The 23,605-nt window shown below is 61.6% G+C and carries 19 protein-coding genes; 11 read left to right on the forward strand and 8 right to left on the reverse strand.

The features are described 5' to 3' along the window. The first annotated feature begins 30 nt into the window (after nt 1-30). Complete coding sequence (gene bglX / locus AC07SI_RS22125; protein ID WP_106804895.1) at nt 31-2,322, forward strand: beta-glucosidase BglX; 2,292 nt, start codon at nt 31-33, stop codon at nt 2,320-2,322. Nucleotides 2,323-2,436: 114 nt separating this feature from the next. On the opposite strand, the gene AC07SI_RS22130 is transcribed toward bglX, so the two are convergent. From AC07SI_RS22130 to AC07SI_RS22150, 5 genes are all read right to left on the reverse strand, one after another. Continuing rightward, complete coding sequence (locus AC07SI_RS22130) at nt 2,437-3,594, reverse strand: phospholipase D-like domain-containing protein (protein WP_495006513.1); 1,158 nt, start codon at nt 3,592-3,594, stop codon at nt 2,437-2,439. Nucleotide 3,595: 1 nt separating this feature from the next. Beyond that, on the reverse strand, nt 3,596-4,177 hold the full coding sequence (locus AC07SI_RS22135) for a YceI family protein (RefSeq protein ID WP_065899461.1): 582 nt from the start codon (nt 4,175-4,177) through the stop codon (nt 3,596-3,598). Nucleotides 4,178-4,497: 320 nt separating this feature from the next. Further along, nucleotides 4,498-4,812, reverse strand: a complete 315-nt coding sequence (locus AC07SI_RS22140) for an amidase (RefSeq protein WP_495006514.1) — start codon at nt 4,810-4,812, stop codon at nt 4,498-4,500. Next, complete coding sequence (locus AC07SI_RS22145) at nt 4,809-5,882, reverse strand: serine hydrolase domain-containing protein (protein WP_495006515.1); 1,074 nt, start codon at nt 5,880-5,882, stop codon at nt 4,809-4,811. Before AC07SI_RS22145 ends, AC07SI_RS22140 begins: the two co-directional genes overlap by 4 nt. A 91-nt stretch (nt 5,883-5,973) precedes the next feature. Continuing rightward, complete coding sequence (locus AC07SI_RS22150; protein ID WP_141697254.1) at nt 5,974-6,783, reverse strand: hypothetical protein; 810 nt, start codon at nt 6,781-6,783, stop codon at nt 5,974-5,976. Between the two features lie 301 nt (nt 6,784-7,084). Here AC07SI_RS22150 and olsB point away from each other — a divergent pair, with 301 nt between their 5' ends. Both olsB and AC07SI_RS22160 read left to right on the forward strand, forming a co-directional pair. Then, nucleotides 7,085-7,840, forward strand: a complete 756-nt coding sequence (olsB, locus tag AC07SI_RS22155) for an L-ornithine N(alpha)-acyltransferase (RefSeq protein WP_049709576.1) — start codon at nt 7,085-7,087, stop codon at nt 7,838-7,840. After that, a complete protein-coding gene (locus tag AC07SI_RS22160; RefSeq protein ID WP_106804898.1) occupies nt 7,840-8,631 on the forward strand; it encodes a lysophospholipid acyltransferase family protein in 792 nt (263 codons plus the stop codon). The genes olsB and AC07SI_RS22160 overlap by 1 nt, the downstream gene beginning before the upstream one ends. A 106-nt stretch (nt 8,632-8,737) precedes the next feature. Here AC07SI_RS22160 and AC07SI_RS22165 read toward each other — a convergent pair whose 3' ends face one another. Next, a complete protein-coding gene (locus AC07SI_RS22165; protein WP_495006516.1) occupies nt 8,738-9,322 on the reverse strand; it encodes an acyl carrier protein phosphodiesterase in 585 nt (194 codons plus the stop codon). Nucleotides 9,323-9,476: 154 nt separating this feature from the next. Here AC07SI_RS22165 and AC07SI_RS22170 point away from each other — a divergent pair, with 154 nt between their 5' ends. The 3 genes from AC07SI_RS22170 to AC07SI_RS22180 are packed head-to-tail and all read left to right on the forward strand — an operon-like array spanning nt 9,477 to nt 12,055. Next, on the forward strand, nt 9,477-9,791 hold the full coding sequence (locus AC07SI_RS22170; RefSeq protein ID WP_065899467.1) for an ArsR/SmtB family transcription factor: 315 nt from the start codon (nt 9,477-9,479) through the stop codon (nt 9,789-9,791). A gap of 13 nt (nt 9,792-9,804) precedes the next feature. Further along, entirely contained in the window at nt 9,805-10,971 is a 1,167-nt protein-coding gene (locus AC07SI_RS22175) for an MFS transporter (RefSeq protein ID WP_065899468.1), read from the forward strand. Between the two features lie 28 nt (nt 10,972-10,999). Continuing rightward, entirely contained in the window at nt 11,000-12,055 is a 1,056-nt protein-coding gene (locus tag AC07SI_RS22180) for an alkene reductase (protein WP_495006517.1), read from the forward strand. Between the two features lie 234 nt (nt 12,056-12,289). Here the strand turns inward: AC07SI_RS22180 and AC07SI_RS22185 are convergent, their stop codons facing one another. Continuing rightward, a complete protein-coding gene (locus tag AC07SI_RS22185; RefSeq protein ID WP_065899470.1) occupies nt 12,290-12,922 on the reverse strand; it encodes a TetR family transcriptional regulator in 633 nt (210 codons plus the stop codon). 286 nt (nt 12,923-13,208) lie between these two features. On the opposite strand from AC07SI_RS22185, the gene AC07SI_RS22190 reads away from it, so the two are divergent. The 3 genes from AC07SI_RS22190 to adeC are packed head-to-tail and all read left to right on the forward strand — an operon-like array spanning nt 13,209 to nt 18,976. Further along, on the forward strand, nt 13,209-14,357 hold the full coding sequence (locus AC07SI_RS22190; protein ID WP_106804900.1) for an efflux RND transporter periplasmic adaptor subunit: 1,149 nt from the start codon (nt 13,209-13,211) through the stop codon (nt 14,355-14,357). Between the two features lie 3 nt (nt 14,358-14,360). Next, nucleotides 14,361-17,522: an efflux RND transporter permease subunit gene (locus AC07SI_RS22195; protein WP_065899472.1), complete on the forward strand. Its 3,162-nt coding sequence runs from the start codon at nt 14,361-14,363 to the stop codon at nt 17,520-17,522. Continuing rightward, nucleotides 17,519-18,976, forward strand: a complete 1,458-nt coding sequence (adeC, locus tag AC07SI_RS22200) for an AdeC/AdeK/OprM family multidrug efflux complex outer membrane factor (protein WP_495006518.1) — start codon at nt 17,519-17,521, stop codon at nt 18,974-18,976. The genes AC07SI_RS22195 and adeC overlap by 4 nt, the downstream gene beginning before the upstream one ends. 86 nt (nt 18,977-19,062) lie before the next feature. Here adeC and AC07SI_RS22205 read toward each other — a convergent pair whose 3' ends face one another. Continuing rightward, a complete protein-coding gene (locus AC07SI_RS22205) occupies nt 19,063-20,046 on the reverse strand; it encodes a hypothetical protein (protein ID WP_495006519.1) in 984 nt (327 codons plus the stop codon). 196 nt (nt 20,047-20,242) lie between these two features. Here AC07SI_RS22205 and AC07SI_RS22210 point away from each other — a divergent pair, with 196 nt between their 5' ends. Continuing rightward, nucleotides 20,243-21,940, forward strand: coding sequence for a molecular chaperone HscC (locus AC07SI_RS22210; protein ID WP_065899474.1), 1,698 nt, complete (start codon nt 20,243-20,245; stop codon nt 21,938-21,940). Between the two features lie 10 nt (nt 21,941-21,950). Beyond that, nucleotides 21,951-23,570, forward strand: a complete 1,620-nt coding sequence (locus tag AC07SI_RS22215; RefSeq protein ID WP_495006520.1) for a J domain-containing protein — start codon at nt 21,951-21,953, stop codon at nt 23,568-23,570. The last annotated feature ends 35 nt before the right edge of the window (nt 23,571-23,605 follow it).

Here is a 23,605-nt window from a genome sequence, read left to right on the forward strand (position 1 = left end):
CGCTGTGCAGTGAGCCGAAAAAGGATATTCATGAAGAAGCTGTGTTTGCTCGGCCTTGTTGCCACTCTGGCCACCCACCCCGTCTGGGCAGAAACAAAGCCTGCTGCGCTCAAGGACAAGGACGCCTTCGTCAGCGACCTGCTCAAGCAGATGACCCTCGATGAAAAGATCGGCCAGTTGCGCCTGATCAGCATCGGCCCCGAGATGCCCCGCGAGCTGATCCGCAAGGAAATCGCCGCCGGCCGCATCGGTGGCACCTTCAACTCGATCACCCGCCCGGAAAACCGTCCGATGCAGGACGCGGCCATGCGCAGCCGGTTGAAGATCCCGATGTTCTTCGCCTATGACGTGATCCACGGCCACCGCACGATCTTCCCGATCAGCCTGGCCCTGGCGTCCAGCTGGGATATGGACGCCATCGGCCGCTCCGGGCGCATCGCCGCTCAGGAAGCTGCCGCCGACAGCCTCGACATCACCTTCGCGCCGATGGTCGACATCTCCCGCGACCCGCGCTGGGGCCGCACCTCCGAAGGTTTCGGCGAAGACACCTACCTGGTCTCGCGCATCGCCGAAGTGATGGTCAAGGCCTTCCAGGGCACCAGCCCCGCCAATGCCGACAGTATCATGGCCAGCGTCAAGCACTTCGCCCTGTACGGCGCGGTGGAAGGCGGGCGTGACTACAACGTGGTCGACATGAGCCCGGTCAAGATGTACCAGGACTACCTGCCGCCCTACCACGCGGCGATCAAGGCCGGCTCCGGCGGCGTGATGGTCGCCCTGAACTCGATCAACGGCGTCCCCGCCACCGCCAACACCTGGTTGATGAACGACCTGCTGCGCAAGGACTGGGGCTTCAAGGGCCTGGCCGTGAGCGACCACGGCGCGATCTTCGAGCTGATCAAGCACGGCGTGGCCAAGGACGGGCGTGAAGCCGCCAAGCTGGCGATCAAGGCCGGCATCGACATGAGCATGAACGACTCGCTGTACGGCAAGGAATTGCCCGGCTTGCTCAAGTCCGGCGAGATCGAGCAGAGCGACATCGACAACGCCGTGCGCGAAGTGCTCGGCGCCAAGTACGACATGGGCCTGTTCGCCGATCCGTACCTGCGCATCGGCAAGGCCGAGGATGACCCGGCCGACACTTACGCCGAAAGCCGCCTGCACCGCAGCGAGGCCCGCGACATCGCGCGCCGCAGCCTGGTTCTGCTGAAGAACCAGAACGACACCCTGCCTTTGAAAAAATCCGCGACCATCGCCCTCGTCGGCCCGCTGGCCAAGGCACCGATCGACATGATGGGCAGCTGGGCCGCCGCCGGCAAACCGGCGCAGTCGGTGACCCTGCTCGACGGCATGAATGCCGTGATCGGCGAAAAAGGCAAGGTGATCTACGCGCGGGGCGCCAACATCACCAACGACAAGGCCGTGGTCGACTACCTCAACTTCCTCAACTTCGATGCCCCGGAAGTGGTGGATGACACCCGCTCGCCGCAAGTGCTGATCGATGAAGCGGTCAAGGCCGCCAAGGATGCCGACGTGGTGGTGGCTGCCGTGGGTGAATCGCGCGGCATGTCCCACGAGTCGTCCAGCCGCACCGACCTGAACATCCCGCAAAGCCAGCGCGACCTGATCAAGGCCCTCAAGGCCACCGGCAAGCCGCTGGTGCTGGTGCTGATGAACGGTCGTCCGCTGTCGATCCTGGAAGAGAACCAACAGGCCGACGCGATCCTGGAAACCTGGTTCGCCGGCACCGAAGGCGGCAACGCGATTGCCGACGTGCTGTTCGGTGACTACAACCCGTCGGGCAAGCTGCCGATCACCTTCCCACGTTCGGTGGGGCAGATTCCGACCTACTACAACCACCTGACCATTGGCCGGCCCTTTACTCCGGGCAAGCCGGGCAACTACACCTCGCAGTACTTCGATGACGTCACCGGGCCGCTGTTCCCGTTCGGTTATGGCCTGAGCTACACCACGTTCAGCCTGTCGGAAATGGCGTTATCGTCGACCACCCTGAACAAGACCGGCAAGCTCGACGCCAGTGTCACGCTGAAAAACACCGGCAAGGTCGACGGCGAAACCGTGGTGCAGCTGTATATCCAGGACGTGGCCGGCTCGATGATCCGCCCGATCAAAGAACTGAAGAACTTCCAGAAGGTCATGCTCAAGGCCGGTGAGGAGCGCACGCTGCACTTCACCATCACCGAGGACGATTTGAAGTTCTACAACACCCAGTTGAAGTACGCCGCCGAACCCGGCCAGTTCAACGTGCAGATCGGGCTGGACTCCCAGGATGTGCAGCAACAAACCTTCGAACTGCTCTGACCTGAAGCTGTAGACACGGTCAATGTGGGAACTGGCTTGCCTGCGATAGTGGTGGAACATTCACCAACGTCATCGCAGGCAAGCCAGCTCCCACCGTTTATCGATGTGAGCGAATCAGCCGCGTCGATCAAGCAAGTTGACCACCAGCCGATCAATCCATCCCCACACCCGCTGCTTCACCCGCCGCCACAATGGCCGCGCCTTCCACGCCTCCAGGCTCACCGCCAGGCTCTGGGCAAAGTCGCGCTCGAAACTGCCCGCCACCGCCTGCGTCAATTCCGGGTCCAACGCTTCCAGGTTGGCTTCCAGGTTGAAGCGCAAATTCCAGTGATCAAAGTTGCATGAGCCGACGCTGACCCAATCGTCCACCAGCACCATCTTCAGGTGCAGGAAACACGGCTGGTATTCAAAGATCTGCACCCCCGAACGCAGCAGGCGCGGGTAATAACGGTGCCCGGCGTAGCGCACGGACGGGTGATCGGTGCGTGGGCCGGTGAGCAACAGGCGCACGTCCACCCCGCGCCCGGCTGCGCGGCGCAAGGCACGGCGGACACTCCAGGTCGGCAGGAAATATGGCGTGGCCAGCCAGATACGGTGCTGGCCGCTGTTCAAGGCGCGGATCAGCGATTGCAGAATATCGCGGTGCTGGCGGGCATCGGCATAGGCCACGCGCCCCAGGCCCGGCCCGGTCGCCGGCACCTTGGGCAAGCGGGGCAAACCAAAATGCGTGGCCGGTTTCCACTCGCGCCGCGCGGCGTTGGCGTGCCACTGGCGATCGAACAGTGCCTGCCAGTCCTGCACCAGCGGGCCGCTGATCTGCACCATCACTTCGTGCCAGTCAACAGTGTCTTGCCCCGGCGTCCAGAACTCATCGGTAACGCCCGTGCCGCCGACCACGGCGATGTGCTGGTCGATCAGCAACAGCTTGCGGTGGTCACGGTAGAGATTGCGCATCCACCGTCGCCAGTTCAGGCGATTGTAAAAACGCAACGCCACACCGGCGTCGGTCAAGCGTTTGCGCAGCCCCAAGGTAAAGGCCAGGCTACCGTAATCATCAAACAGGCAGCGCACCTGTACCCCGCGTTCGGCGGCCAACACCAGCGCCTGCACCATGGCTTCGGCGCAGGCGCCGGCTTCCACCAGATACAACTCCACATCGACTTGCCGCTCGGCGCGGGCAATGCCCACCAACATCTGTGGGAAAAATTGCGGGCCGTCGATCAACAACTCGAAACGGTTGGCACTGCGCCACGGGAAGACCGCGCCGCTCACGTCAGCGCGCCGTGAAAATCAGCACCGCACCCACCGGCACCGACAAACTGATCGACTTGAGCCCCGCCGCCTTGCGCAACGCGGCCACACCTGGCACCAGCTCGAAATCCTCGGCATGCAACACCACCGGTTCCAGGGTCACCACCTGGAACCGTCGATCATCCAGGCGCGTGGCCAACAGCTCGGCGCTGTAGGTCTGGGTCTTGCCATGCAACGTCACGCTCAGTGGCAGGCGCAATTCCAATTGCGCGCCAGGCGCCAGGTCGTTGATGGGTTGCAGGTTGATCTGCGCATTGATCAGCGCGTCAGGGAAGGTCTTGATCTCGAACAGCTGGTTGCGCATGCGCTCATCGCGCAGCGGAATGCCACTGTTGACCGACTCCAGCTCCACCTCCAACTGCGCGGCGCCTTTGCCGTCGACCTTGCCGTGCAACACCAGGAAGCGCTGCACCTCGGCAATCTCGGTGTTTTTGGTCGTCACAAAGGACAGGCGCGAGGACTCGTTGTCCAAGTACCAATCGGCGTGTGCAGGCGCAGCGGCGGCGATCAGCAGGAAGAAGGCCAGGGGTTTGACATTGAACATAAAGACTCATGCGGCAAAAAACCTGCACGAACCTTAACTGTGCCGTGGGCCCGGTGCAATGGAACTGATAAAGCCGAGCAAACGTAGGAGCTGGCTTGCCTGCGATGGCGGTAGACCAGCCAACATTTCTATCGCCGGCTTGGCGGCGCCTGCATGGGAAGGCGGTGTGTCAGGAATTCGGGCGACACCTGGCACCGCGTGCTGGCGCGATGGAACTGACAAAGCCGAGCAAATGTGGGAGCTGGCTTGCCTGCGATAGCGGTAGACCAGCCGACATCCCTATCGCCGGCAAGCCGGTTACTGCATGGGAAGGCGGTGTGTCAGGGGTTGAGGCGACACCCCTGCCGATCGCCGAACCACCGCGCGCTGTGTGTGCGCCCCAACCCACTGGCCGTCACTTCACTGCGCTCCGGGTTGTCGGTGAATGCGCTGGTGGGCACGTACTGCTGCACATACCCCCGGCAATATTTAGCCGGGTTGTTCGCCACATACCGACACGAGCAATATTCCTTGGCGGTATAGGCCGCGATGATGTCGGGGAAGGCTTGCAGGTTGACGCGCTCGTGCCAGATCCATCCTAGCAGGGCGAGCAACAGCAGCAGAAACAGGCTGGTAAACGGGCGACGACGGATCATGGCTTCACCGCCGCCAGCACGCGCTTGAGCAGTTCGTTATGGCGGTAGCTGCCATCGCGGTCATCGCCGTAGCGCACGATCACCAAATGTTCTTCAGGCATCACAAACAGCGCCTGACCCCAGTGACCCAGGGCGGCGAAGGTGTCCGCAGGGGCGTCGGGCCACGGGCGTGGAGCCCCTTGGTTGAGCCACCATTGGCCGCCGGGCACGGCTTCGTCCTGGCCTGCCTGGTAGCGACCGAACGGCTGGCGATTGAAATCGACCCAGGCCTTGGGCACCAGCTGTTGCTCCTCCCAGCGCCCGTCCCGCGCCATCAGCAGACCGACACGCGCCAGGTCACGGGCGGTGAGGTAGGCGTAGGACGAGGCGACAAAGGTTTCGTCGGCGTCGGTCTCCCACGTGGCGTTGTGAATCCCCAGCGGCTTGAACAGGGCATCCCACGGGTAGCTCATATAGGCCTTGTGGCCGAGCATGCCTTTAAGGGTGGCGGAGAGAATATTGCTGTCACCGCTGGAGTAACGAAAGACCTGGCCCGGGGCGGCGAAAGCTTCGGTGTCGGCGGCGAACTCGGCCATGTCGGCGTGGCCACGGGTGTAGAGCATCGCCACCACCGAGGATTTCAACGGGGCGTATTCGTAGTCTTCCTGCCAGTCCAGGCCCGAGGCCCAGTGCAACAGGTCAGCCATGGTCACCGTGGGGTGCTGTTTCATCGGCGGGTAAAACCGCGCCGCCGGGTCGGTCAGTTTGAAGCGATTATCACCGAAGGCCACGCCCAGCACGGTGGCCATCAGGCTTTTGCTGATGGACCAGGTCAGGTGCGGCGTGGTGGCAGTGGTGGGCGCAGCGTAGCGTTCATAAATGATTTCGCCGTCACGGATCACCAGCAACGCATCGGTGCGGATGCCTTGTCGGGTGGTGTCATCACGCGGCGGGAACGCATAAGTGTTGAGCGCTTCGACAGCGGGGCCTTCAAGCGGTGTGCCCTTGACCCAGTCCTGGTCCGGCCAGGTTTCGGCGCGGGCGGTGACGGTGGCTAACAGCAGGGCAACGCACAACAGGCCTCGGACCATGGACGCAAACTCAAGGGGGCATTCAAGCCCGCGAGGCTAGCCGAGACTAATGATGGTTTTGTGACAACCCGCTATGACAAGCATCGCACGCTTATGATTTCTTGAATGCATATGCGTAAATATCCTCCCCAGTCGGGGATGGACCGCCGCGCAGCCCCCAACGCTCCTCTTTACCACCCACGCTCACAGAGCTATGACTGCCGTTTTTAGCGCCGCTGGAAAAAGCCCCTAAACGGCCCTTGAGCAAGTCTTCAGGCGATACCATTTCAATCATATTTCCCAAGCCAAGCCGCGCAAGCGCCAAAGGAAGGGCGTCAGGGCGATTCAAGACCTGCAGCGCTTCGCCAAACCCCACATTCCTGTTCTGTTCCTTGGATAATTTCTGCTGCTCAACCTTGGCCATAACCGTACTGATTACGTTCGCCGAGGTGATCGCCCCTGGATCCGTCCCCTTGAACTTCATTGCCATGGACGTCATTTCAAGCTCAGCCTGGGTCACGTAAACCGACTCGTTATTTCTTAACGTAACCTGGAAACCACCCGGGACTTCTCGCACCTCCTTGAATACGTCGGTTGGCTGCTCACCAAACTGCATCATCGCCATCTTTATTGCCGCAACGGTCACACAGTTGTCCTGATTCCACTGGCTGAAAGCACTCCAAATGTCCTCGGGTTTCTTCCCAGGATCACGACTATCTGGCTTGTATACAAACAGGTGCATGCCCGACGCCACGACCTTGTTGTTGACGGGTTCGCCATAAGACCGACCATCCTGGCTGCGGGTGCCGCTGTACCGTTTGCTGATGACTTGCACCTCCGGCGGCTCAGAACCCTGACTTTTTTCATGATTATTAATTTCCCACCAGGCGGGAGTGGTATTCGAAACTGGCGAAACCGGCATAGTGCTCCTACCTCCACAACGGAAGGCTTGGCAAACGTCCAACGGCATAAGGCGCCCATCTGCCCTCACATCCAGAGCCTGTGTGGCAGCATGGGTAATCCGGTTCCCTCCAAGCGGTCGTCCTACTCCAAATCAAAAGTAGGAAAACAATATCGGGCGACCGTTGCTGTGCAGCCCTATCAAAACGCCTGTCATCCAAGCGTCACCATAACTTCATGGAGATGACACCGAGGCTACATAGCCTGACTTTGGACAACAAAGTCGACCGGCCGAAATCGTGGCCGGCACTCGGAGACTCGCCATGACTCAGATCGCCCGCATCAGCGACACCGGCAATGAACGCCGTCTGCAAGCCGAACGCCTGATCGGCGCGCAGGCTTTGCAGGAAGCCCAGGCCCTGCGGTTCAACGTGTTCAGCGGCGAGTTCAACGCCAAGCTGAAAGGCGCGGAACTGGGCCTGGACATGGATGACTATGATGTTCACTGCAGCCACATCGGCGTGCGGGACTTGAACAGCGGTCGACTCGTCGCCACCACCCGCTTGCTCGACCACCAGGCCGCCAGCACCCTGGGCCGGTTCTACAGCGAAGAAGAATTCAGCCTGCATGGCTTGCTGCACTTGCAGGGCCCGATCCTGGAGATCGGCCGCACCTGCGTCGACCCGGCCTACCGCAATGGCGGCACCATCGCCGTGTTGTGGGGCGAGTTGGCCGAAGTGCTCAACCAGGGCGGCTACAGCTACCTGATGGGGTGCGCGAGCATCCCGATGCACGACGGCGGCATCCAGGCCCACGCGATCATGCAGCGCCTGCGCGAACGCTACCTGTGCAACGAACACCTGCGCGCCGAACCGAAAAAACCGCTGCCGGCGCTGGACCTGCCGTCCAACGTGATCGCCGAAATGCCGCCGCTGCTCAAGGCCTACATGCGCCTGGGTGCGAAGATCTGCGGCGAGCCGTGCTGGGATGAAGACTTCCAGGTCGCCGACGTGTTCATCCTGCTCAAGCGCGACGAGCTGTGCCCGCGCTATGCACGTCACTTCAAGGCGGCCATGTGATGAGCCGCCTGCGCGTATACGGGCGCATTGCCCGGGTGCTGGGGGTGGTGGCACTGGGCTTGAGCATGGCCAGTGTGTTTGGCGTGTTCGAACGCATGGGGGTGGCCAATTCGATGGTGCGCCGCCAACGCTGGTCGCGGTTTTTCATGGCGCGACTGACCAACGCCCTGCCCTTTCGCGTGACGGTGCACGGTGAGCTGCCGCAAACGCCGATGCTGTGGGTGAGCAATCACGTGTCGTGGACCGACATCCCGCTGCTGGGCATGGTCACGCCGATGTCGTTCCTGTCCAAGGCCGAAGTGCGCACCTGGCCGGTGGCCGGATGGTTGGCGGCCAAGGCCGGCAGCCTGTTTATCCGCCGCGGTTCAGGTGACAGCCAGTTGATCCGCAAGCAGATGACCCGTCATCTGGAGCAACAGCACCCGCTGCTGATGTTCCCCGAAGGCACCACCACTGACGGGCGCAGCCTGCGCACCTTCCACGGGCGCTTGCTGGCGAGTGCGATCGAGGCCGATGTGTCGCTGCAGCCGGTGGCGATCCGTTACCTGCGCGACGGGCAAGTCGACCCGCTGGCCCCGTTCATTGGCGATGACGATTTGCTCTCGCACCTGATGCGCCTGTTTGCCAATGACCAGGGCGATGTGGAAATCCATGTGCTCAAGCCCATCGCCTGCGCCGGACAGGAACGCGCGGCACTGGCGTTCCAGGCGCAGCAAGCGGTGCAGAAGGCGTTGTTTGGGCCGTTGCCGGAAGCTGAACAGGTGGATACCCGACCTGCGTTTGCAGCCTGAAGCGGGCACGGTCAAAAGGTGGGAGCGGGCTTGCTCGCGAATGCAGTCTTTCAGTCACAAATAGGCTGACTGACACACCGTTTTCGCGAGCAAGCCCGCTCCCACCTTAGATCCCACTAATCAGTTGGGTGCGTGCAAACGCCTGCAACTGCGGATAGAACAGCCGGAAATCCTCACTCAGCGGCTCATACAGCACCCGCAATTCCTGCATGGCTTGGCCCAGCTCCTCGGGTTGCGTCAGGCGCCGCGAGATCCCCCGCAAGACCTGCTCCATCACTGCAAACTCGCGGTACGACCCCAACCAGTCATCCGCCGCCATGTACGGCGCAATCTGCGCCAGCCGCCCTGGCAACTGCGGCTCGGCGGCGAGCACGCGGTAGACCTGCGCGGTGAAGCGCTCCAGCGGTTGGTCGGCATACAGCGCCCAATCGCGCGCCAGGCAATGATCGAAGAACACATCAAGGACAATCCCCGCGTAGCGCCTGCGGGTCAGGCTGAAACGCGACAACGCCTCGCCGACCAGCGGGTGACTGTCGGTGAAGCGGTCGATGGACCGATGCAGCTGGATCGCCGCCTCGATTTGCGGGCTGAACTGGCCCTGCAGGCGGCCTTTGACGAAATCGCCATACAGGCTGCCCAGCAGTTGTGCAGGAAGTTGGCCGCCCAGGTGCAGATGTGCGAGATAATTCATGGCGCGCAGTCTAGCACTGCCGACAACGTATCGTTATAACCCGATATACCGATTTAGCCTGACCTCAGACCAAAATCATATTGGTATATCGGGATATAACGATTTAAGGTTCGCCTCATCGCGATATAACGCTTTACGACACCGAGCACCTGCCATGTCCATCGACCTCGACGAAATAATAAAAGCCCTGGCGCACCCAGTACGACGAGACATCCTCACCTGGCTGAAAGACCCGAAAGTGCAGTTCCCCGAGCAACTGCACAACCACGAATACGGCATCTGCGCCGGGCAGATCGACCAGCGCTGCGGCTTGTCCCAGTCGACGGTGTCGGCCCACCTGGCGACGTTGCAACGGGCGGGACTGATCAGCAGCCAGAAGGCCGGGCAGTGGCACTTTTTCAAACGCAATGAGGAAGTGATCCAAGCCTTCCTCACGGCGCTCATCACTGAACTCAGCGCACCGCTGTAACAAGGAAACGCAAATGCCCCTCTCGCTACTCATACTGGCCCTGAGCGCCTTCGCCATCGGCACCACCGAGTTCGTCATCATGGGCTTGCTGCCCGATGTGGCGGCGGACCTCGGCGTGTCGATTCCCGGCGCGGGCTGGCTGGTCACCGGCTACGCCCTGGGCGTGGCCATCGGTGCGCCGTTCATGGCGCTGGCCACCGCCAAGCTGCCGCGCAAGGCCGCCCTGGTAGCGTTGATGGGCATCTTCATTGTCGGCAACCTGCTGTGCGCCCTGGCCAGTGACTACAACGTGCTGATGTTTGCCCGTGTGGTCACCGCGCTGTGCCACGGTGCGTTCTTCGGGATCGGCTCGGTGGTTGCCGCCAACCTGGTACCGGCCAACAAACGCGCTTCGGCAGTGGCGTTGATGTTCACCGGCTTGACCCTGGCCAACGTGCTCGGCGTGCCGCTGGGTACGGCGCTGGGCCAGGCAGCCGGCTGGCGCTCGACCTTCTGGGCCGTGACGGTGATTGGCGTCGTGGCGCTGATCGGCCTGATCCGCTTCCTGCCGGCCAAGCGTGACGAAGAAAAACTCGACATGCGTGCCGAACTGGCCGCCCTCAAAGGCGCCGGCATCTGGCTGTCGCTGACCATGACCGCACTGTTCGCCGCGTCCATGTTCACCCTCTTCACCTACGTGGCGCCACTGCTTGGCGACGTCACCGGCGTCTCGCCCAAAGGCGTGACCTGGACCCTGCTGCTGATCGGCCTGGGCCTCACCGTCGGCAACATCATCGGCGGCAAGCTGGCGGACAAACGCCTGGCGGCCACGCTGATCGGCGTGTTCATCAGCATGGCGGTGGTCTCCACCGCGCTGACCTGGACCAGCATCGCCGTGATCCCGACTGAAATCACCCTGTTCCTGTGGGCCACCGCCTCGTTTGCCGCCGTCCCCGCGCTGCAGATCAACGTGGTGACCTTCGGCAAGGCTGCACCGAACCTGGTCTCCACCTTGAACATCGGCGCCTTCAACATCGGCAACGCCCTGGGTGCCTGGGTCGGCGGCAGTGTCATTGCCCACGGTTTCGGCCTGACCAGCGTGCCCCTGGCAGCCGCCGCCCTGGCGATCCTCGCGCTGGTGGTGACCTTGATTACTTTCCGCCAGAGCGGCGATGCCGACCTGGCCCCTGCGACCAACTGATCAACTTCAAAGAGAAGGTGTTTTCCCCATGACGACTATTTTCGATCCGATCAAACTGGGCGACCTGGAACTGGCGAACCGCATCATCATGGCGCCGCTGACCCGCTGCCGTGCCGATGCCGGCCGCGTACCCAACGCGCTGATGGCCGAGTACTACGTGCAACGCGCCTCCGCCGGGCTGATCCTCAGCGAAGCCACCTCGGTGACGCCACTGGGCGTGGGCTACCCGGACACCCCGGGGATCTGGTCCAACGACCAGGTGCGTGGCTGGGCCAACGTCACCAAGGCGGTGCACGGTGCCGGCGGCAAAATCTTCCTGCAGCTGTGGCACGTGGGCCGTATCTCCCACGAGTCGTACCTGAACGGCGAAACGCCGGTGGCTCCGAGCGCCATCCCGGCTAAAGGCCACGTGAGCCTGGTGCGCCCACTGGCGGACTACCCGACGCCACGTGCGCTGGAAACCGCTGAAATCGCCGACATCGTCGACGCCTACCGCACCGGCGCCGAAAACGCCAAGGCCGCCGGCTTCGATGGCGTGGAAATCCACGGCGCGAATGGCTACCTGCTCGACCAGTTCCTGCAGAGCAGCACCAACCAGCGTACCGACCTCTACGGCGGCTCCCTGGAAAACCGTGCACGCCTGCTGCTGGAAGTGACCGACGCAGCCATCGAAGTCTGGGGCGCCGGCCGTGTCGGTGTGCACCTGGCACCACGCGCCGATGCCCACGACATGGGTGACGACAACCTGGCAGAAACCTTCACCTACGTCGCCAGCGAGCTGGGCAAGCGCGGTATCGCGTTCATCTGCTCCCGCGAGAAAGAAGCCGGCGACAGCCTCGGTCCACAATTGAAAAAGGCCTTCGGCGGCGCGTACATCGCCAACGAGCGCTTTACCAAGGACAGCGCCAACGCCTGGCTGGCGGCGGGCAAGGCCGATGCGGTGGCCTTCGGCGTACCGTTCATTGCCAACCCGGACCTGCCAGCACGCCTGAAGGCCGAGGCGCCGCTCAATGAGCCACGCCCGGACACCTTCTACAGCAAGGGTCCGGTCGGCTACATCGACTACCCGACACTGGCCCTGTGATGTAACTTGCTGAAACGAAAAAGCCCCGGCTCGCGAGAACCGGGGCTTTTTCTTGAGGGCGAAGAAACATTCCTTCACAGCCTTGCAACAAAATCGCTACAAAATACTTAGGCGGCTACCTATCAACCGCCCGCCAGCCCGTATATAAAGTCACCCCACCGATCAGGCAAAAGGACGATTGACGGTCCTTGGGCTTTACTGTTGACACAACTGGATGCAATTACGCATTTTGTCTTAATTGCGCAGGCTGGGGCTCCAGCGCAGCATGTCCAGCCCGGCATCCACCCAGCGCTCGGCGTCCTGGTGCAGTTGGAAACTGTCGGGGACCAGCAGCCACTGGCCAATCAACCCGTTGATGTAGGCATGAATGCACACTGCCCCTCGGGTAGTGTCGAGGTTTTCCGGAAGTTGCCCGCGATGGACCGCATTACGCAGTGTCAGGCCGATGCGCAGGTTGCATTCCAGGCTGTGGGTCTGGCGCTGGCGGCGCATATCGCACATTTCATCGGTGAATTCGCACTTATGAAACAGGATCTCATTGATGCGCCGGGTTTTCGGGTCCAGGGCCACTTGATGAAACAAATGAATCAACAGCTTGCGCATGCACCCGAGCGGGTCGAGTTCATCCTCGCTTTCGCTGGCGCGCGCCAACTCATCCAGCGGCTCATGCAGGGTGTCGAGCAGCGCCTGCAACAGATCGGATTTATTGCTGAAATGCCAATAGATGGCACCCCGCGTCACCCCGGCCAGCGCGGCGATGTCAGCCAGCGTGGTCCGCGCAACGCCGCGCTCATAGAAGGCTTGCTCGGCGGCGGCGAGAATCTGGCTGCGCGTTTCCTGAGCTTCCTCTTTGGTGCGACGAACCATGGCAGTAAAACCTCAATCAGGACACTTGGGACTATCGGTAACGCACGATCAATAGGCGGTAACGATCATCTGAATAATTGTGGGACGACACCGTCATGGGCGCCGAACGTACTAAAATCGAGGCTTTGGGCGGTGCTTTGTCAACATTCCGCGAAGCCTGTCAAGAGTTTACAAACAACCATGAACGTAAGTATATTGCGTAGCAAGCTACTTATCTACTCACAGCTTGTTTTTTACCCTTCCACACTTCTTGTGCGCACTCTGCGCGCCTGACCCGAGGATCTTCATGCAACTTAAGCCAGCTGTTACCGCTCTGGTCACTGCCGTCGCCCTGGCATCGCTGCTCAGCGGATGTAAAAAGGAAGAAGCGGCTCCGCCCGCTCAAACCCCTCAGGTCGGCGTGGTCACCCTTCAACCGCAAGCCTATACCCTGACCTCCGAACTGCCGGGCCGCACCACTGCCTACCGCATCGCGGAAGTTCGCCCACAGGTCAACGGGATCATTCTCAAGCGCCTGTTCAAGGAAGGCGCGGATGTGAAAGAAGGCCAGCAGCTTTATCAGATCGACCCGTCGGTCTATGAAGCCACGCTGAAAAGCGCACAAGCCAGCCTGACCCAGACCAAGTCCATCACCGACCGCTACAAGCAGTTGGTCGATGAGCAAGCCGTCAGCCGCCAGGAATACGACACCGCCGTCGCCAACCGCATGACTGCCGAAGCAAACGTTCAAACCGCCCAGATCAACGTGCGCTACACCAAAGTGTTCGCGCCGATCTCCGGGCGTATCGGGCGTTCTTCGGTGACCGAAGGCGCGCTGGTCAGCAACGGCCAGGCCGATGCCATGGCCGTGATCCAGCAACTGGACCCGATCTACGTCGACGTCACGCAGTCTTCGGCTGAAATGCTGAAACTGCGCCGCGATCTGGAAAGCGGCCAGCTGGAGAAAGCCGGCGCCAATGCCGCCAAGGTCAAGCTGACCCTGGAAGACGGCAGCGACTACGGCCTGGACGGCAAGTTGGAGTTCTCCGAAGTGTCGGTTGACCAGACCACCGGTTCCGTGACCCTGCGCGCCGTGTTCCCCAACCCTGACCACACCCTGTTGCCTGGCATGTTCGTCCACGCCCAGTTGCAGGCCGGTGTGAACAGCAAGGCCATCCTGGCCCCGCAGCAAGGCGTGACCCGCGACATCAAGGGCATCCCGACCGCGCTGGTGGTGAACAAGGACAACAAGGTCGAGCAACGCCAACTGGTGGCCAACCGCACTGCCGGCGCCTACTGGCTGGTGGAAAAAGGCTTGAACGCCGGTGACCGCGTGATCACCGAAGGCCTGCAATTCATCAAGCCGGGCATCGAAGTCAAGGTCAAGGACGCGGACAACGCCAAGCCCGCAGGTTCCGCTGCTGCTCCTGCTGCCGCTGCTGGCCAGGGGGAGTAACCCATGTCGAAATTTTTTATCGACCGTCCCATTTTCGCCTGGGTAATTGCCCTGGTGATCATGTTGGTCGGGGCACTGTCGATCCTGAAGTTGCCCATCAACCAATACCCGGCCATTGCGCCAACCGCCATTGATATCCAGGTGACCTACCCAGGTGCGTCTGCACAAACCGTGCAGGACACCGTGGTACAGGTGATCGAGCAACAGCTCAACGGTATCGACAACCTGCGTTATGTCGCCTCGGACAGTAACTCCGACGGCAGCATGACCATCACCGCGACGTTCAACCAGGGTACCAACCCGGACATCGCCCAGGTCCAGGTGCAGAACAAGCTGAACCTGGCGACCCCACTGCTGCCGCAAGAAGTGCAGCAGCAGGGTATCCGCGTGACCAAGTCGGTGAAGAACTTCCTGATGGTGATCGGTCTGGTGTCGGAAGACGGCAGCATGACCAAGGACGACCTCTCCAACTACATCGTGTCCAACATCCAGGACCCGATCTCGCGTACCGCGGGTGTAGGTGACTTCCAGGTGTTCGGTTCGCAGTACGCCATGCGTATCTGGCTCGACCCGGCCAAGCTGAACAACTACCAGCTGACGCCGGTGGATGTGAGCAACGCGATCCAGGCGCAGAACGTCCAGGTGGCCACCGGTCAACTCGGCGGCCTGCCTGCCCTGCCCGGCACCCAACTGAACGCCACCATCATCGGCAAGACGCGCCTGCAAAGCGCCGAAGAGTTCGCCAAGATCCTGATGAAAGTGAATGCCGACGGCTCGCAGGTGCGCCTGGGTGATGTCGCGCGTATCGAACTGGGCGGCCAGAACTACAGCATCAGTGCACAGTTCAACGGCAAGCCGGCTTCCGGCATGGCGATCAAGCTGGCTGCCGGTGCGAACGCCCTGGACACCGCCAAGGCCATCCGCGCCACCGTGGCGTCCCTGGAGCCGTTCTTCCCGCCTGGCATGAAGGCGGTGGTGCCGTATGACACCACCCCAGTCGTGACCGAATCGATTTCCGGTGTTGTACACACCCTGGTCGAAGCGATCGTGCTGGTGTTCCTGGTGATGTTCCTGTTCCTGCAGAACTTCCGCGCCACCATCATCACCACCATGACCGTACCGGTGGTATTGCTGGGTACTTTCGGGATCCTCGCAGCGTTCGGTTTCACCATCAACACCCTGACCATGTTCGGCATGATCCTGGCCATCGGCTTGCTGGTGGACGATGCGATCGTGGTGGTGGAAAACGTCGAGCGGGTCATGGCCGAGGAGCACTTGTCGCCGAAAGAAGCGACGGTCAAATCCATGAGCCAGATCCAGGGCGCCCTGGTGGGTATTGCCCTGGTACTGTCGGCGGTACTGTTGCCGATGGCGTTCTTCGGTGGTTCCACCGGTGTGATCTACAAACAGTTCTCCATCACCATTGTTTCGGCGATGGCGCTGTCGGTACTGGTTGCCTTGATCTTCACCCCGGCCTTGTGCGCCACCATGCTCAAGCCGATCGATCCTGAAAAGCATGGCCAACCCAAGCGCGGTTTCTTTGGCTGGTTCAACCGCACCTTCGACCGTGGCGTACTGAGCTACGAGCGCGGCGTGGGCAACATGATCAAGCACAAGTTTCCAGCGTTCCTGGTCTACGTGCTGATCCTGGCCGGCATGATCTGGATGTTCACCCGGATTCCAAGCGCGTTCCTGCCTGAGGAAGACCAGGGTGTGATCTTTGCCCAGGTGCAGACACCGGTCGGTTCTTCGGCTGAACGTACGCAAAAAGTCATCGACGACATGCGTGCCTTCCTGCTGAACGACAAGGAAGGCGAGCCGGGCGAAGGCAAGGCCGTGAAGTCGGTGTTTACCGTGAACGGCTTCAACTTCGCCGGTCGTGGCCAGAGCTCGGGCCTCGCGTTTGTGATGCTCAAGCCGTGGGATGAGCGTGACTCGTCGATGTCGGTATTCGAGGTGGCCAAGCGTGCGCAGGGTTACTTCTTCGGGGCCTTCAAGGACGCCATGGTATTTGCCATCGTGCCGCCTTCGGTACTGGAGCTGGGTAACGCCACCGGTTTCGACGTGTTCCTGCAAGACCAGGGTGGCGTCGGCCACGAGAAGCTGATGGCGGCACGCAACCAGTTCCTCGGTGCAGCGGCGCAAAGCAAGATCCTCGCAGGTGTGCGTCCCAACGGCGTGAACGATGAGCCGCAGTACGAGCTCACCGTCGACGACGAGAAGGCCAGCGCCCAGGGCATCAGCCTGGCGGATATCCAGCAGACCCTGGCGATTGCCCTGGGTGGTAGCTACATCAACGACTTCATCGACCGTGGTCGTGTGAAGAAGGTGTACGTGCAGGGTGACGCGGCCAGCCGGATGTCTCCGGAAGACCTGAACAAGTGGTTCGTGCGCAGCAGCTCCGGGAAGATGGTGCCGCTGTCGGCCATCTCGTCGGGCCAGTGGATCTTCGGTTCGCCGAAACTCTCGCGCTATAACGGTGTAGCGGCGATGGAAATCCTCGGTACCCCGGCACCTGGCTACAGTACCGGTGATGCGATGGCGGAAGTCGAGCGTATCGCCAAGGACCTGCCAGCCGGCGTCGGCTATGCATGGACCGGCCTGTCGTATGAAGAGCGCCTCTCCGGCTCCCAGGCGCCTGCGCTGTACGCGCTGTCGCTGCTGGTGGTGTTCCTGTGCCTCGCGGCACTGTACGAAAGCTGGTCGATCCCGATCGCGGTGATCCTGGTAGTGCCACTGGGGGTGATCGGTGCATTGATCGCCACCAGCCTGCGCGGCCTGTCCAACGACGTGTTCTTCCAGGTGGGCCTGTTGGTCACAGTGGGCCTGGCGGCGAAGAACGCCATCCTGATCGTGGAGTTCGCCAAAGAGCTCCACGAACAAGGCAAGGGCATCGTCGAAGCGGCCATCGAGGCGTCCCGCATGCGTCTGCGTCCGATCATCATGACGTCCATGGCGTTCATGCTCGGCGTATTGCCCCTGGCGATCTCCACCGGCGCCGGCTCGGGCAGCCAGCACGCCATCGGTACCGGCGTAATTGGCGGTATGATCACCGCCACCGTCCTGGCGATCTTCTGGGTGCCACTGTTCTTTGCAACCGTGTCGGCCGTTGGCGAGCGTAAAAAGACCGACACTACTGAAACTCCTAAAGAGGCTGGCCAATGAGCAAGTCGCTACTTTCCCTAGCCGTCACGGCATTCGTGCTCAGTGGCTGCTCGTTGATACCTGACTACCAGCGCCCCGACGCGCCGGTAGCAGCGCAATACCCGCAGGGGCCGGCGTATTCGTCGGCCCAGGCGCCGGGCCAGGCCGCTGCCGAGCAGGGCTGGAAGCAGTTTTTCCATGACCCTGCCCTGCAACAGCTGATCCAGACCGCGCTGGTGAACAACCGTGACCTGCGCGTTGCGGCCTTGAACATCGACGCCTACGCCGCGCAGTACCAGATCCAGCGTGCCGACCTGTTCCCGGCCATCTCGGCCACGGGCAGCGGCAGCCGTTCGCGTACCCCGGCCAAGTTGTCGCAGACCGGCGAAGCCGGGATCACCAGCCAATACTCGGCCGGCCTCGGGATCAGCTCGTATGAGCTGGACCTGTTCGGTCGTGTGCGCAGCCTGAGTGAAGAAGCACTGCAGAAGTACTTCGCCACTGAAGAAGCGCGGCGCAGCACCCAGATCAGCCTGGTGGCCAGCGTGGCCAACGCCTACCTGACCTGGCAGGCCGACAAGGAACTGCTCAAGCTGACCCAGGACACCCTCGGCGCGTTCGAGCAGAGCTACAAGCTGACCTCGCGCAGCAACGAAGTCGGCGTGGCCTCGGCCCTCGACCTCAGCCAGGCGCGCACCTCGGTGGAAAACGCCCGTGTGCAACTGGCGCGCTACACCCGCCAGGTGGCCCAGGACGAAAACAGCCTGACCCTGCTGCTGGGCACCGGCTTGCCGGCAAACATCACCAGCAAGCCGCTGTCGGATGACCTGCTCAGCGAAGTGCCAGCCGGGTTGCCATCGGACCTGCTGCAACGTCGTCCCGACATTGTGCAGGCCGAGTACAACCTCAAGGCGGCCAACGCCAATATCGGCGCAGCCCGCGCGGCGTTCTTCCCGAGCATCAGCCTGACCGCGAGTGCCGGCACTGCCAGCCCGACCCTGGGCGGCCTGTTCAAAGGCGGCTCGGGGACCTGGTCGTTTGCCCCGCAGATCAACATCCCGATCTTCAACGCCGGTAGCCTGCGCGCAAGCCTGGACTACTCGAAGATCCAGAAAGAGATCAACGTGGCCAACTACGAGAAGGCGATCCAGACCGGCTTCCAGGAAGTTTCCGACGGCCTCGCCGCGCGTGAAACCTACAAGCAGCAGCTGGATGCCCAACGTGGCTTCGTCGCCGCCAACCAGGATTACTACCGCCTGGCCGAGCGTCGCTACCGCATCGGTGTCGACAGCAACCTGACCTTCCTCGACGCCCAGCGCCAACTGTTCAGTGCCCAGCAATCGCTGATCACCGACCGCCTGGCGCAGCTGAACAGCGAGGTCAACCTGTACAAGGCCCTCGGCGGTGGCTGGAACGAGCAGACCGCGAAGAACGAGCCGTTGAAAGAAGAAGCACCGGCGTTGAAGTTGTTCTGATAGCACCGCAATAAACAAAAAACCGCCTCCCTTACAGGAGGCGGTTTTTTTATGTCCCGCGATGCTTTACAGGCTGAGTACCACGCTTAAGTTTTCACTTCACTGACTTGAATCTGAAACACAGAACTCGAAATATCATACTGGGTGTTTTGACCGTCCGAGCCACGAGCAGTGACTGAGAAATTAAACTCACCGATAAACCAGAACCCTTCGTCTGGATGATCAGTGCGCCTTACGCGGAATGTACCCGCCGGATCAGAAAACCCGTATGAGAATTCAGGCCGCAAAATAAAAAGCGTATCAACACTATTTGGCGGCCCATCAGGCCCTGTGATTGGGTAATCAGTAAAGGTTTTCAGCTCTCTCCCTGCGAACTCAAGGACCGCACGATCACCTCCATCACGGGGCAAGCACTGAATAAAATAACTCGAGTCTGAGTAGATCACGAAAAATACATCACCCAGGTCGATGGCCTCATAACGCCCATCGGCCCTGACGGAGATCTCAGCATAAATTGGTACCTTCGCTTGCGCTCGGTGCTTGGGTACAAACTTACCCGTTGCGCTGTGGTTTGCTAACGCGCAGGTGATTTGAAGGGCATGGCAAACAACTTCCATATCGCCCTTGCCATCTGGCTTGAAGTAGATGGAAAACTGCATGCTCAGCGCTATATGGCCGTCCTTGTATTCAACACGGTCAACCGTCAGGGACCCCGAATATTCGTCCGGGAAATACTCGATGCGGTTTCCCAAGGCAAAAGCCGCCCTGACTCCAGGGTCCTCCGGCCGGATCGGATAGGTCTGGCCTGCTTTCAGCTCTTTAGCCTTAAGGGTCAGTTCATTTCTCGAACCGGGATTGTCTTCAAACCCTAAACAAATAGAAAACTGAGAACCCTCGATATAGATCAACTCGAATGTGTCGAATGTAATCGGGATCTTCTTTTTACTCCTATAGATCAGGTCCGCGTTGAACACATTCGACGACGTTAAAAGCCCACCCATTTCTGTTCCAAAGCTCATGAGCACTTCTCCCTTGAGCACCATCAAAAATACTGCCACCACCTTGAACATAGGCTTTCAAAAACGGGTCATCTACTGTCAACCCTGACAGTAGACGCCGGAGCGGTTAAGCATAAGGCTGACAGGTTGACCAAGCGCTCTGTGGCAAGCCCGCTCGCCACAAAACTCTCCCGCCTTGCTTTGCGCTCAACCTTTCAGGGTAAAATCTGTCACAGATTCTTACAGACCAAAGAGGGAGCTTGTCGTAATGATCGTAGGAATCGACTTGGGGACCACCAACAGTCTCGCGGCAGTCTGGCGGGGTGATGCCACTGAATTGGTGCCCAACGCCCTGGGCCAGATGCTCACCCCCAGCGTGGTCGGGCTGGATGATCAGGGCCGCGTGCTGGTCGGCCAGGCCGCCAAAGAGCGCCTGCACACGCACCCGCACCTGACCACTTCGCTGTTCAAGCGCTACATGGGCAGTGCCACCGAAGTGCGCCTGGGCGACCGTTCGTTCCGTCCCGAAGAACTCTCGGCACTGGTGCTCAAGAGTCTCAAGGAAGACATCGAGCGCACCTACGGCCATACCGTCACTGAAGCCGTGATCAGCGTGCCCGCCTACTTCAGCGACGGCCAACGCAAGGCCACGCGCATCGCCGGTGAACTGGCGGGGCTCAACGTCGAGAAACTGATCAACGAGCCCACCGCGGCCGCCCTCGCCTACGGCCTGCACCAGCGCGACAAGGAAACCTCGTTCCTGGTGTTCGACCTCGGTGGGGGCACCTTCGACGTGTCGATCATCGAGCTGTTCGACGGCGTGATGGAAGTGCGCGCCAGCGCCGGCGACAACTTCCTCGGCGGCGAAGACTTCGACACGCTGCTGCTCGAACACTTTGTCGACAGCCAGCGCAACGCCCAGGGTTTCCCGCCCACCAGCAGCGTCTTGCAAGCCCTGCGCCGCGAGGCCGAGCGCGTGCGCAAGGCCCTGGGCCAGGACGACAGCGCCGACTTCAGCCTGCGCGTCGACGGCCAGCAATGGGTCACGACCATCACCCAACAGGAACTGGCCAAGCTCTACACGCCGCTGCTCGAGCGCCTGCGCGCGCCGATCGAACGGGCCCTGCGCGATGCGCGGATTCGCGTTGGCGACCTCGATGAAATCCTGCTGGTCGGCGGTACCACGCGCATGCCGCTGGTGCGCAAACTCGCCGCCGGCCTGTTCGGGCGCTTCCCGTCCATCAGCCTCGACCCCGATCAGGTGGTCGCCCACGGCGCCGCGATCCAGGCCGCGCTGAAGGCACGCTCGGCCGCCCTCGAAGAAGTCGTGCTGACCGACGTCTGCCCCTACACCCTCGGTATCGAGACCTCGAACCAGTACGGCAGCCACATCGAAAGCGGCCACTACCTGCCGTTGATCGAACGCAACAGCAGCGTGCCGGTGAGCCGGGTCAAAAGTGTGTTCACCCTGTACGACGACCAGACCCGCGTGCTGTTGAAGATCTACCAGGGCGAAAGCCGCCTGGTCAAAGACAACATCGAGCTGGGCCAGCTGGAAATTGCCGTGCCCAAGCGCAAGGCCGGTGAAGTCTCGCTGGACGTGCGTTTCACCTACGACAACAACGGCCTGCTGGAAGCCCAGGTGAAGATCCCGCTGACCGGCGAGCAACACTCGCTGGTGATCGAGAACAACCCCGGCGTACTGAACCCGCAGGAGATCCAGCAGCGCCTGCAAGCCTTGGCAGAGTTGAAGGTTCACCCCCGCGACCAGCAGGTCAACACCGTGCTCGTCGCCCGCCTCGAACGCCTCTACCAGGAAAGCCTGGGTGAGTTGCGCGAGCAGCTCGGGCACTGGGCCGGGCAATTCCAGCAGGTGCTCGACACCCAGGACGAACGCCGCATCCGCGAAGCGCGCAGTGAACTGACCCGCCAACTTGAGCAACTCGACAACGGGTTCTGGCGCTGAGGGACACTCCATGGATTGTTGGACCGTGCTGCAACTGCCGGAAGATGCCGACGAGCGCACCATCAAGCGCACTTATGCGCGGCTGCTCAAAAGCTGCCGCCCGGACGAAGACGCCGAAGGCTTCCAGCGCCTGCGCGAGGCCTACGAAGAAGCCCTGAGTGAAGCGCGCTGGCGCGTCGATAACCAGGACGAGGACGAGGACCGCGTCGAGGCACCTGTGGCCGAAGCCGCCTACGGCAACCTCAGCGACCTGGCCGAACTGATGGACGTTCGCCCGCTCAGCCCTGCCCCCTTCGAGGCGCCGGCGCCGAACCCGGCCCAGGCGCTGCTCAGCGGCCTCAGCGTGCATAACCTCGACGAGCGCTGGGCCCAGGCCTGCCAACAAGGCTGCGCCGACGCCTTCCAGGCCCTCTTGCTGCGCCATTGTTTCGATGCCCCGGGCGAGCGCAGCGCCATCGCCAGTTGGGCAGTGCAGCACCTGGAATGGCTGACGCCGTGGCAGCAGGTGGCGATGACCCCCTGGCAATACGAAGCGCTGACCAGCGAGCTGCTGCAGGATTACCGCCGCACCTTGCAGGAACTGCTTGAGCAAAAGGCCGAGCGCGAGTTCATCACCCGGCTCACCCACTACAACAACCAGCCCTGGCTGCGGGTCTTTGATCTGCAGCAACAGTGGCAACGTATCGTCCTGCACCTGCTCCACGACACCCAATGGAGCGTGCCGCTGTTTGAACGGGTGTGCCAGGCGTTCGGCTGGGACGACCAGAAAGGCGTGTACCCGGAACCCGCCTGGATATGGCGCCAACTGGTGTCCCGCTGCGAACAGGAAAGCTTCTACGCCAACCTGCTCGACAAAGCCCAGGACAAGCGGCGCAACTCGGCCGATGCGCTGGCCGCGCGCCTGCTGCTGACGCCGATGTCGGCCACGCAACAAAAACGCCTGACCGACACCTTCGGCGAAAACGACTGGCAGGCCTGCCAGCACCTGGCCGAAACGCTCACCTGGCGCTACCCGCAACTGCTCGAACGCCTGCCCCACAAACAGCTGTTTTTCTGGCGCAAGTTCGTGCCCCGGCCCATCTACACCCAGGTGTTTATCCGGCTGTGGGCCGTGTTCGCCCTGGGGTTCGGCCTGAGCATCGCACACGACAAACCCGACAACCTGAACCTGATGTCGCTCGTGATCTTCATGCTGATGGCGTTCGTGCCGGCTGCCATCGGTTTTCGCGTGACGCAACTGTGGGCCGGGATGAGTTCCACCTATCGGGTACCCGACCTGTGGCTGAGCCAATACCTGATCCCCAAGCGGATCAACCCCAATGAATACTGGCTGGTGATACGCCACGGCGTGCCGCAGGCGATCATGCTGGTGGCCTGCGGGCTGATGCTCGGCGTGCTCGGCGCGCTCACCTATGCCGGCATGGTCCTGATCCACCTGTTGCACAAAAAACGCATCGGTTCCATGAGCCCTGCCTTCGCCGAAGGCTACCCGTGGCTGAACGGCTTGCACTGGGCGTTCTGGAGCCCGTTGCAAGCGGTGTTCCTGGTGGTGATGGTGGCGCTGATCGTTGCCGCCCAGCACTACCTGCCCAGCTTCCCCTGGACCCACTTCGACCTGCCCAAGCGCTGACCCTGACTGCCGGGCCCGACGGCCCGGCAACTTGC

This window comes from Pseudomonas sp. GW821-FHT05D12, assembly GCF_059419825.1.